Source organism: Acidovorax sp. Root217 (assembly GCF_001428645.1).
In the GTDB taxonomy this organism is placed as follows: Bacteria; Pseudomonadota; Gammaproteobacteria; order Burkholderiales; family Burkholderiaceae_C; genus Acidovorax.
In genome coordinates this window covers 137770-154883 of sequence record NZ_LMIH01000005.1, presented here as the reverse complement: position 1 = coordinate 154883, position 17114 = coordinate 137770, and the positions used below count along the sequence as shown (strand labels likewise).

The window sequence follows — 17114 nt, the reverse complement described above, 5'->3', positions numbered from 1 at the left end:
GGACAATGGGGCATGAACCGACTGCCCCCGACCGACCCCACCGCCGCCCCCAGCGCCTCTGACCTGCACCCCTACGCGCGCCTGACGCCGGACCAGGTGCTCGACGCACTGGCCAGCGTGGGCCTGTACGGAGACGGCCGGCTCATGGCCCTGTCGTCCTATGAGAACCGTGTCTACCAGGTTTCGCTCGAAGACGGCCAGCGCGTGGTGGCCAAGTTCTACCGCCCCAGTCGCTGGACGGACGCCCAGATCCTCGAAGAGCATGCCTTTGCCGCCGAACTGATGGCGGCCGAGGTGCCGGCCGTGGGCCCGATGGCACTGAACGGCAGCACCCTGCACACCCACGGCGGCTTTGCCTTTTCCGTGAGCCCCTGGCGCGGCGGGCGCGGGCCCGAGCTCGACGACTTCGAGGTGCTCGAGTGGATCGGCCGCTTTCTGGCCCGCATCCACACCGTGGGCTCGGCCCGGCCCTTCACGCACCGCCCTGCGCTGGACCTGCAGGGCTTTGGCACGGCATCGCGCGACTGGCTGCTGGGCCACGACATGATTCCGCTGGACATGCAATCGGCCTGGCGCGAGCAGTGCGAGAAGGCGCTTGCGCTGGTGGCGGCCAGCAGCCTGCAGAATGCCAAGGCCATCCGCCTGCATGGTGACTGCCACCCCGGCAACATCCTCTGGACGCCGACCGACCTGCCCCGCGGCGGTCCGCACTTCGTGGACCTGGACGACGCGCGCATGGGCCCGGCCGTGCAGGATCTTTGGATGCTGCTGTCCGGCGACCGGCGCCAGCGCACGCAGCAGCTCAGTGCCCTGATCGAAGGCTACGAGCAGTTCCGCAGCTTCGACCGGCGCGAGCTGGCCCTGGTCGAGCCGCTGCGCACACTGCGCCTGATCCACTACAGCGCCTGGCTGGCGCGTCGCTGGGAGGACCCGATCTTCCCGGCCACCTTCCCCTGGTTCGGCAGCAGCGACTACTGGCGCGGCCAGGTGGACATGCTGATCGAGCAATGCGAAGCCATGGGCGAGGAGCCGCTGAGCGCCTGAAGAAGGCGCATCGCGCAGGGCGATGCAGGGCCAGATCCGTGCCCAAGCGCTGGGAATGCAGCCAGTCTTGCGACCGGGGAAAGGACCATTGGCGCTTGGGGCCCGAGCGGGCCTCGTATATGCTTGAAGCCATCTTTGCTATTGCACACTGGCCAGTCCCATGAAAGACCTGTTCCGCAACCTTCTCTCGATCCGCCAGCAACGCAAGCCGGCACCCGTGGGCAGCGTGCCTGCAGTGGGGATCGCCATCATCCGTGGCGACGTCAAGATGACGGTCACCGAGCCCATCTCGCGCGACCTGTGGAGCTGGATGGTGCTGTCGGGCTGGCGCAATGTGCCGGTCAAGAACGACCGCCGCCAGTACACCGAGCTGCCCGACGGTTTGCTCAAGCAGTTGATCGATGCGGCACCGACCGAGCGCGACGCCGTCCATGCCCGCATCATGGCCAAAGCAAAGGAAGAGTGACGGCGACGCCACTCTCCAAGGCGCCCCGGACGCCTGTCGGTGCAGCCGCCCGGGGCAGCTGCACGCGCAGGCATCACACCAGCAAGGCGTTCACGCGCTTGACGTAGGCCGCTGGGTCGGCAGGCAGGCCGCCCTCGGCCAGCAGGGCCTGGTCGAACAGGATGTGCGCCAGGTCATGGAAATGCACGCTGCCTTCGAGCTTCTTGACCAGGGCATGCTCGGCATTCACCTCCAGCACGGGCTTGGACTCGGGTGCCTGCTGGCCGGCCTGCTTGAGCATGCGCGCCAGCTGGGTGCTCATGCCGTCGTCCTGGACCACCAGGCAGGCCGGTGAGTCGACCAGGCGCGTGGTCACGCGCACGTCCTCGGCCTTGTCCTTCAGGGCCTCCTTGAGCTTGGCCAGCAGGGGCTTGAAGGCCTCGGCGGCCTCTTCGGCGGCCTTCTTCTCGGCCTCGTCCTGCAGCGAACCCAGGTCCACCGCGCCCTTGGCCACGCTTTGCAGCGGGGTGCCATCGAACTCGTTGAGGTAGTTCAGCGCCCACTCGTCCACGCGGTCGGTCATCAGCAGCACTTCGATGCCCTTCTTCTTGAAGACTTCGAGCTGCGGGCTGTTCTTGGCTGCGGCCAGGGTGTCGGCGGTGATGTAGTAGATGGCCTCCTGGCCGTCCTTCATGCGTGCCTTGTAGTCGGCGAAGCTGACCGTGGCGGTGTCGCTGGTGGTGCTGGCAAAGCGCAGCAGCTTGGCCAGGCGCTCGCGGTTGCCAAAATCCTCGCCCAGGCCTTCCTTGAGCACCGAGCCGAATTCGGCGTAGAACGCGCTGTACTTGCCTTCCTTGGCCTGGTCGTCGGCATCGACCACGTCGGTCACACCGTCGGCACCGGCGGCGGCGGCTTCATGCTTGTCGTGCTTGGCCAGGTCTTCGAGCATGGACAGCACGCGCTTGGTCGAGCCTTCGCGGATGGCGCGCACGTCGCGGCTTTCCTGCAGCAGCTCGCGGCTCACGTTCAGGGGCAGGTCGGCCGAGTCGATCACGCCCTTGACGAAGCGCAGGTAGGTGGGCATCAGCGCCTCGGCGTCGTCCATGATGAACACGCGCTTGACGTAGAGCTTCACGCCGGCCTTCTTGTCGCGGTTCCACAGGTCGAACGGCGCCTTGGCGGGGATGTACAGCAGTTGCGTGTACTCGGTGTTGCCTTCCACGCGGTTGTGCGCCCAGGTCAGCGGGGCCTCGTGGTCGTGGCTGATGGCCTTGTAGAACTCCTGGTACTGCTCTTCGCTGATGTCCTTCTTGGGGCGGGTCCAAAGGGCACTGGCCTTGTTGATGGTTTCCCACTCGCCGGTCTTGGCCATGCCGCCGGGCTGGCGCCCGCCGCTCTCGTCTGCGGGGTTGATCAGCTCGCCGTCCTTCCACTCTTCCTTTTCCATCAGGATGGGCAGGCTGATGTGGTCCGAATATTTGGCGATGACGGACTTGAGCTTCCAGGCGTTGAGGTATTCCTCGGCATCGTCGCGCAGGTGCAGGATGATGCTGGTGCCGCGCTCGGCACGGGTGATGGCCTCCACCTCGAAGTCCCCGGTGCCGCCACTGGTCCAGCGCACGCCTTCTTCGGCGGGCACGCCGGCGCGGCGCGACTCCACGGTGATCTTGTCGGCCACGATAAAGCCGGAGTAAAAGCCCACGCCGAACTGGCCGATGAGCTGCGCATCGGCCTTCTGGTCGCCCGAGAGCTTGCCCATGAAGTCCTTGGTGCCGCTCTTGGCGATGGTGCCCAGGTGGTCGATGGCTTCCTGCGCCGTCATGCCGATGCCGTTGTCGGTGATGGTCAGCGTCTTGGCGGCCTGGTCGAAGGACACCCGCACTTCGAGGTTGGGCGCGTCTTCGTACAAGGCATTGTTGTTCAGGGCCTCGAAGCGCAGCTTGTCGCAGGCGTCCGAGGCGTTGGAGATCAGCTCGCGCAGGAAGATTTCCTGGTTGGAGTACAGCGAGTGGGTGACCAGGTGCAGAAGCTGGGCCACTTCGGCCTGGAACGACAGGGTTTGTTTGTTGCTCATGGTGTCTTGGAGTTGCTTTCGAACGGTCTCGGGGAGCGCCGTCGGCACGCCAGAGGCCAGCGTGCAAAGGACGTTCGCGGGTGCTCAGCTCGGGGCGTATCCGCCGATTTCAAGGCTGGCGCTGCGCGGATGCCCGCCGGCCAGCGCAGCCCGGCGGCGAGCTTACCGCGCATTGTTGACAATTGGCGGGCCATTGGCGCTGGTATTGCCTATTTTGCCGCCATAAGATGCACCCGTGCTGCGGCGGGGTGCCGCCAGCCGTGCCTTTGGAATCCCCCATGCCCACCTCCCTGCAAAAATGGTCTGCCGAGTTCCTCGGTACTTTCTGGCTTACGTTCGGCGGCTGCGGCAGCGCCGTGCTGGCCGCCGCGTTCCCCCAGTTGGGCATCGGCTTCCTGGGCGTTTCCCTGGCGTTCGGCCTCACGGTGCTCACGGGCGCCTATGCACTGGGGCCCATCTCCGGCGGGCATTTCAACCCGGCAGTGTCGGTCGGCCTGGTCATCGGGGGCCGGTTCAAGGCGGCCGAACTGCCAGGCTACATCGCCGCCCAGGTGCTGGGCGCCATCGTGGCGGCAGGCGCGCTCTACCTGATCGCGACCGGCAAGCCCGGGGCCGACATCGGCGGATTTGCCACCAACGGCTATGGCGAGCACTCCCCCGGCGGCTACGGCCTGATGGCCGCCGTGGTGACCGAAGTGGTGCTCACGGCCGTGTTCCTCATCGTGATCCTGGGCGCCACCTCGCGCCGGGCAGCCGAAGGGGTGGGCGGGCTGGCGATTGGCCTGTGCCTGACGCTGATCCACCTGATCTCGATCCCGGTGACCAACACCTCGGTCAATCCGGCGCGCAGCACCGGCCCGGCCATGTTCGGCCCGGGTTATGCGCTGTCGGAGCTGTGGGTCTTCTGGGCCGCACCCCTGGTTGGCGCCCTGCTGGGCGCAGCCCTGTACCGGGTTCTCTTCGGCGAAGATTGACCGAAGGGCGCAGGGAGCGCGGCACTCAGCCCCTCCCCTCGCCAGGCCACCTTAGCGGTCGAGCGTGATGCGCTGAATCAGCGCTTGCAGGATGTTGTCGGCCTTGTCATTGGCCACCTGGCAGGTGCCTGCGGCGGCATGGCCGCCACCGCCGAACTCCAGCATGAGGTTGCCCACATGGGTCTGGCTGCTGCGGTCCAGGATGGATTTGCCGGTGGCCAGCACGGTGTTCTGCTTTTGCAGCCCCCACATCATGTGGATGGAGATGTTGGCCGTGGGGAACAGCGCGTAGATCATGAAGCGGTTGGTCGCCCAGATGGTCTCCTCGTCGCGCAGGTCCAGCACCACCAGGTTGCTGATCTTGATGGCGCAGCGCAGCAGTTGATCCTTGGCCTTGGGCGCGTGCTCGCGGTAGAGCGCCACGCGCTCCTGCACGTCGGGCAGCGCCAGGATCTCTTCGATGGTGTGGTCGCGGCAGTACTTGATGAGGTCCATCATCAGCGCGTAGTTGCTGATGCGGAACTCGCGGAAGCGCCCCAGGCCGGTGCGCGAATCCATGAGGTAATTGAGCAGCACCCAGCCCTCGGGGTTCAGGATGTCCTCGCGCGAGTACTGGGCCGAGTCTGCCTGGTCCACCGCCGCCATCATCTCGTCCGTGATGCGTGGAAACGCCGCCTTGCCACCATAGTGGTTGTAGACCACGCGTGCCGCCGAGGGCGCATGCGCCTCGATGATGTGGTTGCTGTCGCGCCGCCCCGAGTTGCGGACGGTTTCAGATTCATGGTGGTCGAACACCAGATGCGCGCCAGGCACGTAGGGCAGGTTGGTGGTGATGTCCCGTTCGGTGATCGGTACCTTGCCGTCCTGCATGTCCTTGGGGTGCACGAAGGTGATGTCATCGATCAGGTCCAGCTCATTGAGCAGCACGGCACACACCAGGCCGTCAAAGTCGCTGCGGGTCACGAGGCGGTATTTTTTGTCGCTCACTGCGTTTCTCCTTGTTACATGCGGCGCGAATGGCACGATGGTAGCAATGCCCGCGCCCCAGTTGGCGCGCGAGCACAAATAAAGGCGACAGCCGGCACTGGTGTTCAGCCTGCCGGTGCGAGCCAAAGCGCCAGTTGCCGCGCCACACGGACATTGCCCAGCAATTGCAGGTGGCCCACCCGGTGTACCACGCACTGCTGCGCTGCGGCAAACGCCAGGCGCCTCGCAGGGTCATCATGCCAGCCCAGGGCGCTGTGCAGCGGCACCAGGCCGTCGCCCACCAACCGCTCCGCCACCGGGCTGCGCTGGGCTGCCAGCGTTGCGGCAACGGTACAGCACAAGACCCCCTCAGGCAATGGCAGGTGGGTGCGCACATCCGGGCTCTTGCGGAAACGATCGCGCCCCTGCCAGTCGGCATCCAGCACATGGCCATAGCGAAGGTCGGTGATGCCGCCGCTGCGCAGCTGGGCCAGGCGGGCGAAGGGGCGCGAGTACGGGGTGCTGCCCAGCAGCGCATCCACCCAGTGGCCGGCACGCTCCAGCGGCGCGCCATGGTGCGGCGTGCCCAGGCACACCAGGTGGCGCAACAGGCCGCGCCAGGGCAGGCCCGCCTGCTCGGCCTGCTGGCAGGCGCTGCGTGCCACCAGCCCACCCATGCTGTGGCCCACGATGCTCAGTTGCGTGACCGGCACCGGCCAGGCCGCCACCAGGGTCTGCAACTGGCGCGCCAGCTCGGCACCATTGGTGGAGGTGTGCAGCCCGGTGTTGTAGCGCAGGTACACAGGCGTGCAGCCCAGCGCCTGCGCCAGGTGCGCGCCATGGTCATGGCCCTCGTGCTCCCACTGCAGGTCGTTCATGCACAGGCCATGCACCAGCACCAGCAGGTGGACCGATGCCGTGCCCGCCGCCCCCAGGGCTACCGGATCCAGCGGCCGGCCCTGCTGAAAAAAGCCCATGGAGGTGGCCAGCGGGTTGCCATCCTCCGCCAGGCGGTCACCCATCACGCCATTGAGCGCGGCCAGCACAGCCTGGCGCTCGCGCGGCACCGCCTGCGCCTCTTCGGGCACGCCCATGATGAACGGCTCCAGCCGCACCAAGGCTGCCTGCAGGCCGGCATCCACCAGGCTGGTGATGCCCCGCACGCTGCCATAGACCATGCCGGTCAGGCCGCGCGTGCGGCCCGGCGTGGGGCCTCCCGGCAGGCCCATCGTGCCCAGCACCGATTGGTGCACCCCTTCAGCCACGCGGCTGATGCTGGCCGTGGCCTGGGTGGCCAGGCGGGCCACCCCCCGCAGGTCGGAGGGACGCAACTGGCGCAAGGCACGCGCGGGGGAGGGTTTGGATGGCATGGCTGGCTCCGGTCAATGAAAAATGGCTGGAGCCGCGCGGGACTCAGAGGCTGAGAATTTTTTAGCCGTGTCCGAAGGGCGCGTCAAAACGCACTGGATCTAGGCGCAAAGCACAGCCATAGCTCGGGCTATGGCGAGCATTTGCAACGACGAGCCAGGGTGTTTTGGCGTGCACAGCAGGCATGGATGAAAGACTCTCAGCCTCTCAGAATTGCTCGTGCGGCAACAGGTAGCGCCATTGCCCCACGGGCAGGTTGCCCAGCGTCACCCGCCCGATGCGGATGCGCTTGAGCCCCACCACCTTGAGGCCCACCTGCTCGCACATGCGGCGGATCTGGCGCTTCTTGCCCTCGGTGAGCACGAAGCGCAGCTGCTCGGGGTTCTGCCACTCCACCCGGGCCTGCTTGAGCGGCTGGCCGTCGAGCTCCAGCCCATGGCACAGGCGCGCCAGCTGTGCAGGCGGAAACGCCGCCTGCACGTCGAGCGCCACATCCCCGTACTGCACGCGCACCAGGTACTCCTTGTCCACGGTGGAGTCCTCGCCGATCAGCTGGCGCGCTACGCGCCCATCCTGCGTGAGCACCAGCAGCCCCACGGAGTCGATGTCCAGCCGGCCGGCCGGCGCCAGGCCGCGCAACTGCGGCGGCGAAAAACGCATGCGCCCCGGGTCGTCGCGCCAGTGGGTGCGGGGGTTGATCAGCGCCACGGCAGGCGTGTGGCCGTCCTCGGCCTGCCCGCTCACGTAGCCCATGGGCTTGTGCAGCAGGATGGTGACCTGCTGCTCCTGCTGGCCCTGGGCCCGCTTGTCGACCTCGATGCGGTCGGCCGGCAGCACCTGCAGGCCCATGGGCGCCACCTCGCCGTTGACCTTGACCCAGCCCTGGGCAATCCAGTCGTCGGCTTCGCGGCGCGAGCACAGGCCCAGCTCGGCCATGCGTTTGTTCAGGCGCGAGGTGCCTGCAGCGGCTGCGGTGACCTTGACCGGCACCGCTGGGCGCACGGGAGCAGCAGGGGCGGACGGCCGGACACCCTTGGCAGAAGCGGCTCCACGCGGGGCGGCCGGCGGCGCGGGTTCTGCTCGCCACACGTTGCCGCGTGCCGAGGGCGCTGCAGCGGCAGGGCGGGACGGCGGGCGCGCATCGGGCCGCGCATTGCCACGGGCAGCACCAGGCGCAGGGGCGCGGGACGTGGCCGCAGCGGGTGACGAAGAAGCAACAGGCGGCGCGGCGGGTCGGCGCAACACGGCGCGCCGGGGCAGCGGGTCACCAGGCTCGGCGGCTGGGGCGGCAGGAGGACGGGAAGAAGGCATTGCCCGTATTTTCACCTCTGCGCAGGCATTTGGGCGGCCAAGCTTGCAAAGCGGGCACCAAATGGCGGCCCCGTAGCCGTTATGGCGTGGCGGCGTTGGCGATCTGGCGGGACTGCCAGGCCAGGAAGTCTTCGGCCCCCAGCGGGCGGCTGATGTGGTAGCCCTGCGCCTCATCGCAGGACAGGGCGCGCAACCGGTCCAGGATGGCCAGGGTCTCCACCCCCTCGGCCACCACCGTGAGGCCCAGGTTGTGGGCCAGGTCAATGGTGGAGCGCACGATCATCGCATCGTCCTCGCCGGACTCCATGCCCATCACGAAGGATTTGTCGATCTTGAGCTCGTCCACCGGCAGGCGCTTGAGGTAGGCCAGCGACGAATACCCCGTGCCGAAATCGTCGATGGACAGCTTGAAGCCCTGCTCGGACAGCCGGTTGAGCATGGCCTCGGCGCGCTGGGGGTCGTCCATGATCGCGCTTTCGGTGATCTCCAGGCAGAAGGCGCTGGCCTGCACGCCATGGCGCGCAAGGATGGTGGCCAGGCGCGCGCTGAGCTCCGGGTCCAGCAGGTCGCGCGTGGAGAGGTTGACCGATATGCGCAGCGGCATCTCCGCCGTGCGCGGGTCGGCCAACAGGCGCGCCACCTCCTCGAACATCCACAGCGTGAGCTGGCGCACAAAGCCCGTCTGCTCGGCAAACGGGATGAAGTCCATCGGCGGCACCAGGCCGCGCTGCGGGTGCTGCCAGCGCACCAGCGCTTCGGCCGCCAGGCCCGCCTGGCCATGCAGGGGCACCTTGGGCTGCAGGTACAGGCGCAGCTCGTTGTGCTCCACGGCGTGGCGCAGCTCGGTCAGCAGCGACAGGGTCTGCGTGCTGGCCGAGTCGAAGGAGGCGTCGTAGCGCAGCGCGCCGGTGAGCTTGCGCTTGGCGGCGTACATGGCGATCTCGGAGCGGCTGAGCAGGGTGTCGGCATCACCAGCGTCGGCCGGCCAGCAGGCGAAGCCCATGCCGGCACTCAGGTCCACCGTCTGGTCCTCGAAGGCCAGGGGCTCCTCGAACGACTGGTTGATGCCCTGGGCCAGCGCGTACGCCTCCTGGGCACCCGTGCGCAGCAGCAGCGCGAACTCGTTGCCGCCGAGCCGGGCCACCATGTCGCTGTCACCCGGCAACTGCTTTTGCAGGCGCTCGGCCACGGCCTGCAGCAGGCGGTCGCCGAAGGCATAGCCGAGCACGTCGTTCACGTGCTTGAAACGGTCCAGGTCGAGCGTCAGCACCGTCAAGGGCTGCACGGAGCCTTCCTCCTGTGCGGCGATGGCGTGCACCACCGCCTCGCGAAAGCGCTCGCGGTTGGGCAGGCCCGTGAGCCGGTCCCAATAAGCCAGGCGGCGGATTTCGGCCTGCTGGCTGCCGATGTCCAGGCGCATGCGGTCGAAGGAACGGGCCAGGTTGCCAATCTCGTCCTGGCGGTCGGTGTGCCCCAGCGGCACTCCGTATTCGCCGCGCGACAGGCGCTGCGTGGCGGCCAGCAGGGAGCGCAGGGGCGTGGCCAGGCGCTGCGCCACCAGGCCGGTGCCCGCCGCAAACAGCAGCACGCCGGCCACGGTGATGATGGCCAGCAGCACCTGCAATTGCTGGTAGGGGGCCACCACCTCGTCCACCGAGCGCAGCAGCAGTGTTTTCACTTCACTGCCCGCGTTGCCCAGCGGGGCCTCGCGCACCAACAGCGTGCCCTCATCGGTCTTGAGCTCCGCAATCGGCAGGCCCTGGCGATGAAGGCCGGCCAGCGCCGGGCCCGACAGCGTGGTCACGGGCACCGACACACGGCCATCCGCCGCCCTGACCACCACGGCCACCTGCACCGACAGCAGTTGCCGCATTTCCTCGGCCAGTGGCTGGCCGATGGGAAAACCCATCAGCACCCACCCGATGACCACCGGCGCGCGCATGGGCACCATCACGAACTGGTAGGGCACGCCGGCCATCACCGCCACCTGGCTGCCCTGCGGCTGGGCCGCCAGCGGTGGCACGACCTGGCGCAGCGTGGCGGGAAAATCCAGCATGTCGTCCGACAGGCTGGCGGCGCGCAGTTCCAGGTTGGTGCCCAGCAGCGCCGTCACGGCCGCGCCGATGCGGTTGCCGTGGTTCTCCAGCACCGACTGTATGGTCTCCTCGTCATCGGAATTGATGGCCGAGCGAAAGCCGTAGTCGGCCGCCAGCAGGGCCGAGCCCTGGCGCAGCTTGTCCGCGTTCTGGTCCAGCAGGCGCCGCCAGACGTTCTCGTCGGTATCCAGGGCGCGGGCGATCTGGCTGCGCGCATTGCGCTCGATGCTGGCACGCACCACGGCAAAGCCCGCCGCCTGCACGATGAGCAGCAATAGCAGCGAAATGCCCACCAGCTTCAGGATGAGGCTGCGCCGCAACAGGGACAGGTTCAAGGCTGCAGTCCCGCCATACGCACCGAGGCCGTGGCCATGCCCGTGGCCGGCACGGTGATCGCCTGCTCCAGCGCGGCCGCACCCACCGGCAGGCGCGCATGCCAGGTGCGCAGCTTGTAGGCACCGGGCGCCACGTTGTCGAGCAGGGCCTTGCCCGTGCCAGAGGGGCTCTTGGCGAAGTAGGGCGTGTCCACCACCAGGATCCAGCCGATCATCTGGTCGTGGATATTGCAGCCGAGCAGCACGACGCCCGCCTGGTCGAACAGAACAGGCTTGGAAGGGGTTCCGGTATACAGCTTGAGTTCGAACTTCTTGGTCGGCGAAAAGGAGTAAACGTGGTGCCGAACCGTATCGCGATTGGGAAACAACACCTCACTGCCCACCGGCACCACCATCACAGACGGTACGAACTGGCGCTTTTCCTGTGCCATCTCCACACCGGGCAAGGGCTTGGTCAGACGCCGCGCGTCGGCAGATTCCAGGAACACGATGGCATCGGCCAGAGGCTTTCCCGCCGTGTCCAGCACCTCCACCTGCACCGAGGAAGCATGCGCCACGCCCGCCATGGCCGCCACACAGCCCGCCAGCACACACCAGTGCGCCAGCAGCCGTTGCGCCAGGACGGGCCGCGAACTCATGGCTCTATCGCCATGCCCGCCAGAGGGGCCCCACTGCCGATCACGCCCAGCGATACGGCACGGCCGGTCTCCAGATCTACCTTGTACAGGCGCGAGCGCGGATCGCCGGAAGTGCGCGCCGCCAGCAGGGCCACGTTGCCCACGTCGGAGATGTCAAAGGAGGCATCGGACAGCGGCCCCAGGCCCAACGGGCCCACAGTGCGCAGTTGGCCCGTGTTGGGCGAGACCACGGGCGTGGTGCCCTCGCGCGAGCCTTGCATCACCAGCGCGCCCCGGGCACGGTCGATGGCGTAGTTGGTGGTGATCTTGCTGTCCTGCGGGTTGTAGGTGTAGCCGGCGGCCACCACGTCGGGCACACGGCCAACGTTCACATCACCAGGCGCGTAGTGCAGCACGGGGTCGTGCTGCACGCCCGGCTGGGCGGGGTCGCCATCGACCACGGCGCCGGTGTCCGGGTGCAGCCGCAGGTTCAGCCCGGAGGACGACACCACGCGGATGCGGTCCGCCGCCGGATTGAAATCGACACCGAAAGACCCACCCGTGAGCGGCAGCGCGGCCGGCGCGGAGCCCACAGCCATCAGTGCCCCGGAAGAAATATCCAGCGTGTACAGGCGCCCCGCTTGGGACAGGGCGTACAGCACGCCCTTGGCCACGCGGAAATCCACACCGACCAGGCGCTCGCCCGAGGCCAGGCCCGTCACGCGCCGGCGCTCCAGCACGGTATCGGGTCGGCGCGCATCGAACACGATGAGTTCGTGGTCTGCCGTCACGGCCACGAGGCGCTCTCGTCGCTCCGATGCATCAGGCATCGGGCCGCCGGTGCATGCGGCCAGACCCATCAGCACCATCGTGGCCAGGACACCATGCAGAGGGCGGAAAGTGTGGAAGCGGCTCATGGAGGACCTTTGCTGAAACTGTAACGGGTTTATACCCGATAGGGCTTCGGCATGCTGCACTAGAGTGAACATCCTGCGCTGGCGCTCCCGTCAAAAACGATAGCACCCACTCCATGCGGAATATGTAACAAGAGACGTTTGATGGCCTGCGAATCGGCAAGCACCCAAGGGTTCCCCCTGGCCCGCACCCATGCCCCGGGCATGGCACCCCATTTGTAACAGCGGCCATGCGCGCTGCGCATGGGGCCATCCTGAAGCGTCATAACACTTTGTGACATTTGTCCCTACACTGTGTACGCCCACCCTGCGCCACGATAGTGACAGGCCACCCGCCTGCCTGGGCACCGTTATTGCTTCGTGTTACCCCATTGCATTCAACAGCCAAGGACCTCCATGCCGGCCGCCTCGCCTATCAAATCCCTGTCGATCTCCAGCCGCCTGGGCCTGGGCTTCGGTTGCCTGCTGGTCCTGCTGATGGCAGTGGCCGCCGTGGGCCAGCTCTCGGTGGGAAAACTGCACGAGCATCTGCAGCAGGTCACCGGCACCGGGGCCACCAAGACCCGGCTGGTCAACGAAATGCTGGACAGCGTGAGCGCCATCGGCATCCAGAGCCGCTCTGCCGCCATGCTCAACGAGATCGATCCCAAGCAGGCCCGCGACCAGATCAAGAACGCCGAAAAATCCGTGCAGGGCTATGCGCGCCAGGAGGCCAGCCTGTCTGACCTGTTCAAGGCCGACGGCACCACCGATGCCGAGCGCAAGCTCCTGGCCGAGGTGCAGGAATTCGGCCGCAAGAGCCGCCCCGAGCTGGACGCCGCGATGAAGGCCGCCGACGATGGCGACACCGTGAGCGCCACGCTGAACCTCATGACCAAAGTCGCGCCGCTGGAAACCGCCTGGCGCGGCAAGCTGGCCGAGCTGATCGAACTGCAGAACACCTTGAACAGCCAGGCCACGGCCTCGGCCGAGGTGACGCAGAGCCGGGCGCGCTGGACGGGTGGTGCGCTGGTGCTGCTGGCCATTGGCCTGGGCGCCCTCATCGCCTGGCGCATCACGAGCAGCATCACCGCCCCCATCGGCCGTGCGGTGGTGGTGGCCGAGCGCATTGCACGCGGCGACCTGACCTCGCAGGTGGAAGTGCGCATCCACGATGAGACCGGCCGCCTGCTCGAAGCCATTGCCGCCATGCAGGACCGGCTGCGCAGCCTGGTGGGTGACATCGGCGGCACGGCGGAATCCATCCTCGTGGCCAGCTCCGAAGTCGCCTCGGGCAACCTCGACCTGAGCCAGCGCACCGAGCAGACTTCGCACAACCTGCAGGGCGCCGCCAATGCCCTGGCCGATCTGACGGGCACCGTGTCGCAAAGCGCCGACGCCGCGCGCCAGGCCAACCAGCTCGCCTCCTCGGCGTCGGACGCGGCCACGCGTGGCGGTGAAGTGGTCTCGCAGGTGGTGCGCACCATGGACACCATCAGTGGCAGCTCGCGCAAGATCGCCGACATCACCAGCGTGATCGACGGCATTGCCTTCCAGACCAACATCCTGGCGCTCAATGCGGCGGTGGAAGCGGCCCGTGCGGGCGAGCAAGGCCGCGGCTTTGCCGTGGTGGCCAGCGAGGTGCGCAGCCTGGCCGGGCGCGCAGCCCAGGCCGCCAAGGAGATCAAGACGCTGATCGGCGCCAGCGTCGAGCATGTGCAGGAGGGCAGCGCCCTGGTGAACCACGCGGGCAAGACCATCGAGGAACTGGTGATGTCCGTGCGCCGCGTGTCCGACATCATGGGCGAGATCACCGCCGCCACGCAGGAGCAGAGCCAGCGCATCGGCGAGGTCAGCCACTCGGTGGGCGCGCTCGAAGAGATGACGCAGCAGAACGCCGCGCTGGTGGAGGAAGGTGCTGCCGCCGCCGACAGCCTCAAGGAACAGGCCAGCCGCCTGACGCAGATGGTGCACACCTTCCGCCTGAGCCGCGACCGCACCGACGACCGCGAATGGAGTGGCTCCCCAGACGCCGCGGCCTCCGTGCCATCCCCCACTCCACTGGGCCAGCGCACGGCTGCCATGCCCGCGCTGCCGCGCGCCTGAGCATTTAGCGCGGCTCAGCCAGGCGCTGAAAGATGCTGGACTGCAGCGCCGCCAGGTCCAGCACCCGCAGGCCGCCGTATTCCACACGGATGGCGCCCTCCACTTCCAGCGCCGCCAGCGCCTCGTTCACGCGCTGGCGCGACAAGCCCACCAGATAGGCCAGCTCCTGCTGCGTGATGCGCAGCACCTCGCCCACCCCGGGGTACAGCACCGGGTTGAACAGCGAGGCCAGGCTGCGCGCCACGCGCACATCAGGGTTGTTCAGCCGGTCGATCTCACGCGCCGCGATGAACTGGCCCAGCCGCTCGTTGAGCTGGTTCATCACGAAGCGGTTGAAGCCGATGGAATGGTCCAGCAGCCAGTGGAAGGTGTCGATCGGCAGCCCGGCCACGATGCTCTTGCGCAGCGCCTGGATGTTATAGCGGTAGGGCTCGCGCTTCATGGCCGTGCCCTCGCCGAACCAGCCACCAGGCGGTACGCCGGTGTAGGTCATGGTCTGGCCCTGTGCGTTGTCGCTGCTCATCTTCAGCAGCCCCTCCACCACCCCGAACCAGTAGGTCACGGGCCGGCCCACGCGGCACACGTAATCCCCCGGCGCGGCATCGCCCACCAGCAGGGCTGCCTCGGCGCGTTCGCGCTCGGCAGGCTGCAGCGGCCTCAGCCACGGGATATTGGCAAGCTCGGCCTCTGTGGGCAGGCGCCGGCGCTGGTGCAGTGACAGATCCTGGTTCATGGAGCGCGATGGGGGAGGCAAGGCTGGCGGAGTTCGTGCGGGAATACCACGATGCGAATTGTCGCCGCAACGATAGATCTGCGCCATTCGCCTGCGGATGATGGCCGCCTGCCAGGCATTTTCACGCGCGGCCACGACCCCAAGGAGACACAAACACCATGACCACAGGCAGCACCCACACCCCGAGCCCGCGCTTGCAGCGGCGCACTTTGCTGGCCAGCGCCATCGCCCTGCCGCTGGCGCACTGGGGCAGCAGCGCCACGGCACAGGAGGGGGCGATCCGGATCGGCCAGTCCACCGCCCTCACCGGACCGCTCGGAGACCTGGGATCGGCCATGCACCAGGGCGCCAAGGCGGCCTTTGCCGGCATCAACGCCAAGGGTGGCGTGCACGGCCGCGCCATCGAGCTGACCACGCTGGACGACGCCTACGAGGTCCCCAAAGCCCTGGCCAATGTGGACAAGTTCCTGGCCGATCCGGGCAACTTCGCCCTTTTCAACTGCATGGGCACGCCCATGATCGAGGCCATGCTGCCCAAGGTGGTGGACAGCGGCGTGCCCTTCTTCGCCCCGTTCACAGGCGCCCAGCTCACGCGCACGAAGAATGCGCGCAGCGTGTTCAACATCCGCGCCAGCTATGCCGACGAGGCCGAGAAGCTGGTGCAGCACCTGTCCACCATCGGCATCCAGCGCATCGGCATGGTCTACCAGAACAACGCCTTCGGCAAAGAAGTGTTCACGGCGGCCCAGCAGTCCATGGGCCGGCTCAAGCTGCCCGCCGCCGTCACCGTGACGGTGGAGAACAATGCTTCGGACGCAGGCGCTGCGGCCGCAAAACTGGCAGGCTCGGACCTCGAAGCCATCGTCATCGGCCTGGCGGGCAAGCCCACGCTGGAGTTTGTGAAGGCCTTTCGCGCGCTCAAGCGCGGCGTGACGCTGTATGCGCTGTCGGTCATGGGCACGCCCGCCACGGTGAAGGCGCTCGGCGCCGACGCCGCCGGCATGGCCATCTCGCAGGTGGTGCCCCTGCCCTCCAACGTGGTGATGCCGGTGGTGCGCGAATTCCAGGCGGCCTGGAAGGCCTCGGGTGCCACGGCCGAACCCTCGCACCTGGCGCTGGAGGGCTACCTCAACGCCCGGGTGTTCGCCGAGGCCCTGCAGCGCGCCGGCCGCAACCCGACGCGTACGGCCTTCATCGACGCCACCTGGAACCTCAAGAAATGGGACCTGGGCGGCTTCGAGGTCAATGCCAGCACGCCGGACCGCAATGCCTCGCGCTTCGTCGAACTCACGCTGATCGGCCGGGACGGGCGCTTCTTGCGCTAAGTTCTGTCAACCCCATAGACTACTGCGGCGCCACGGCGTAGCGGTAGCCGCGGAACGACCAGACGGTGCGGCCCTGCTCGATGCGTTCGAGCTTGAGCCCCGGCGCGGCCTGGTCGCCCTCCTGCAGCACCTGGCCGTTGACGATGGCCATGCGGTGCGCCGGATTGCTGGAATAGGTGGCGCCCGTGACCTGCAGCGCGGGCAACTGCTCGCGCACCGAGGGCGGCAGGTCGTTCTGGGCGAATACCGGGCCGTTGGGCGGTGCGGCAGCGGGCGCCGCCGCCGCGGCGGGTGCGGGGGCCAGGGGCGCCTGCGCGCGCGCGGCGGGCTCGCGTGGCACCTCGGCGTCACGGGTGCGTGCGGGCGCAGCCACCACGGCAGGCTTCTCACGTACCGGCTCAGCCAGGCGCAGTGGTGCCACCGGCCTTGGCTCCACCCTGGCGGGCGTGATGGGCGGGCTGGCCACAGGCGCTGGCAGGGGCGCCAGGGGAGCGGCGGCAGGCGCTGTGGGCGCGGACACGGCGGGCGGTGCCGCTCCGGCAACCGGTGGTGCAACGGGCGCTGCCGGCACAGGGGCCTGCGGCGCCGAAGCAACCACTGCCCCACTGGCAGGATCACTGCGCTGCATGGCCCACCAGGTGCCCCCCGCGGCCAGGGCGGCCACGGCCACCACGGCCGACCCGATCACCAGCAGGTTGGCAGAACCGGCCCGGTCAGCCCCCGGGGAGGCGCTCGTCGCGGGCATGGCCTGCGTATGGATACCCGGCACGGCGCCCCGGCCCCGCTCGGCTTCTGCGCGCCGCAGCGCATCAAGGATGTAGGACATG

The 17114-nt window shown here is 68.0% G+C and carries 14 protein-coding genes; 5 read left to right on the top strand and 9 right to left on the bottom strand.

Annotation, left to right across the window (positions count from 1 at the left end; translation table 11 throughout):
- Positions 1–12 precede the first annotated feature (12 nt).
- Entirely contained in the window at positions 13–1044 is a 1032-nt protein-coding gene (locus ASE31_RS02270; protein ID WP_057199904.1) for a serine/threonine protein kinase, read from the top strand.
- A 160-nt stretch (positions 1045–1204) separates the two neighbouring features.
- Positions 1205–1510 (top strand): hypothetical protein, encoded by a 306-nt coding sequence (locus ASE31_RS02265; protein ID WP_057199903.1) that lies wholly within the window; start codon positions 1205–1207, stop codon positions 1508–1510.
- Between the two features lie 73 nt (positions 1511–1583).
- Here the strand turns inward: ASE31_RS02265 and htpG are convergent, their stop codons facing one another.
- Positions 1584–3563, bottom strand: a complete 1980-nt coding sequence (gene htpG, locus ASE31_RS02260) for a molecular chaperone HtpG (RefSeq protein ID WP_057199902.1) — start codon at positions 3561–3563, stop codon at positions 1584–1586.
- Between the two features lie 278 nt (positions 3564–3841).
- Here htpG and aqpZ point away from each other — a divergent pair, with 278 nt between their 5' ends.
- The gene (aqpZ, locus tag ASE31_RS02255; RefSeq protein ID WP_057199901.1) at positions 3842–4537 is read left to right on the top strand and encodes an aquaporin Z; all 696 of its coding nucleotides are present in this window, start codon (positions 3842–3844) and stop codon (positions 4535–4537) included.
- A 51-nt stretch (positions 4538–4588) separates the two neighbouring features.
- Here aqpZ and ASE31_RS02250 read toward each other — a convergent pair whose 3' ends face one another.
- The 6 genes from ASE31_RS02250 to ASE31_RS02225 all read right to left on the bottom strand — a co-directional run bounded on the left by ASE31_RS02250 (position 4589) and on the right by ASE31_RS02225 (position 12147).
- On the bottom strand, positions 4589–5524 hold the full coding sequence (locus tag ASE31_RS02250) for a hypothetical protein (RefSeq protein WP_057199900.1): 936 nt from the start codon (positions 5522–5524) through the stop codon (positions 4589–4591).
- A 104-nt stretch (positions 5525–5628) separates the two neighbouring features.
- A complete protein-coding gene (locus ASE31_RS02245) occupies positions 5629–6873 on the bottom strand; it encodes a triacylglycerol lipase (RefSeq protein ID WP_057199899.1) in 1245 nt (414 codons plus the stop codon).
- A gap of 205 nt (positions 6874–7078) precedes the next feature.
- Complete coding sequence (locus tag ASE31_RS02240) at positions 7079–8182, bottom strand: pseudouridine synthase (RefSeq protein ID WP_369819431.1); 1104 nt, start codon at positions 8180–8182, stop codon at positions 7079–7081.
- 79 nt (positions 8183–8261) lie between these two features.
- On the bottom strand, positions 8262–10613 hold the full coding sequence (locus ASE31_RS02235) for a bifunctional diguanylate cyclase/phosphodiesterase (protein WP_057199898.1): 2352 nt from the start codon (positions 10611–10613) through the stop codon (positions 8262–8264).
- Positions 10610–11251 carry a methylamine utilization protein gene (locus ASE31_RS02230; RefSeq protein WP_200961059.1) on the bottom strand — a complete coding sequence of 214 codons (642 nt, stop codon included), beginning with the start codon at positions 11249–11251 and terminating at the stop codon, positions 10610–10612. The genes ASE31_RS02235 and ASE31_RS02230 overlap by 4 nt, the downstream gene beginning before the upstream one ends.
- Positions 11248–12147: a DUF4394 domain-containing protein gene (locus ASE31_RS02225; protein WP_057199897.1), complete on the bottom strand. Its 900-nt coding sequence runs from the start codon at positions 12145–12147 to the stop codon at positions 11248–11250. Before ASE31_RS02225 ends, ASE31_RS02230 begins: the two co-directional genes overlap by 4 nt.
- A gap of 393 nt (positions 12148–12540) precedes the next feature.
- Between ASE31_RS02225 and ASE31_RS02220 the strand changes: the two genes are divergently transcribed.
- Positions 12541–14229, top strand: a complete 1689-nt coding sequence (locus ASE31_RS02220; RefSeq protein WP_057199896.1) for a methyl-accepting chemotaxis protein — start codon at positions 12541–12543, stop codon at positions 14227–14229.
- Between the two features lie 4 nt (positions 14230–14233).
- On the opposite strand, the gene ASE31_RS02215 is transcribed toward ASE31_RS02220, so the two are convergent.
- Positions 14234–14962 carry a Crp/Fnr family transcriptional regulator gene (locus ASE31_RS02215; RefSeq protein WP_057199895.1) on the bottom strand — a complete coding sequence of 243 codons (729 nt, stop codon included), beginning with the start codon at positions 14960–14962 and terminating at the stop codon, positions 14234–14236.
- Positions 14963–15120: 158 nt separating this feature from the next.
- Here ASE31_RS02215 and ASE31_RS02210 point away from each other — a divergent pair, with 158 nt between their 5' ends.
- Positions 15121–16287, top strand: a complete 1167-nt coding sequence (locus ASE31_RS02210; protein ID WP_057199894.1) for an ABC transporter substrate-binding protein — start codon at positions 15121–15123, stop codon at positions 16285–16287.
- Between the two features lie 19 nt (positions 16288–16306).
- Here ASE31_RS02210 and ASE31_RS02205 read toward each other — a convergent pair whose 3' ends face one another.
- Positions 16307–17113 (bottom strand): general secretion pathway protein GspB, encoded by an 807-nt coding sequence (locus ASE31_RS02205; RefSeq protein ID WP_057199893.1) that lies wholly within the window; start codon positions 17111–17113, stop codon positions 16307–16309.
- Between the last annotated feature and the right edge of the window lies 1 nt (position 17114).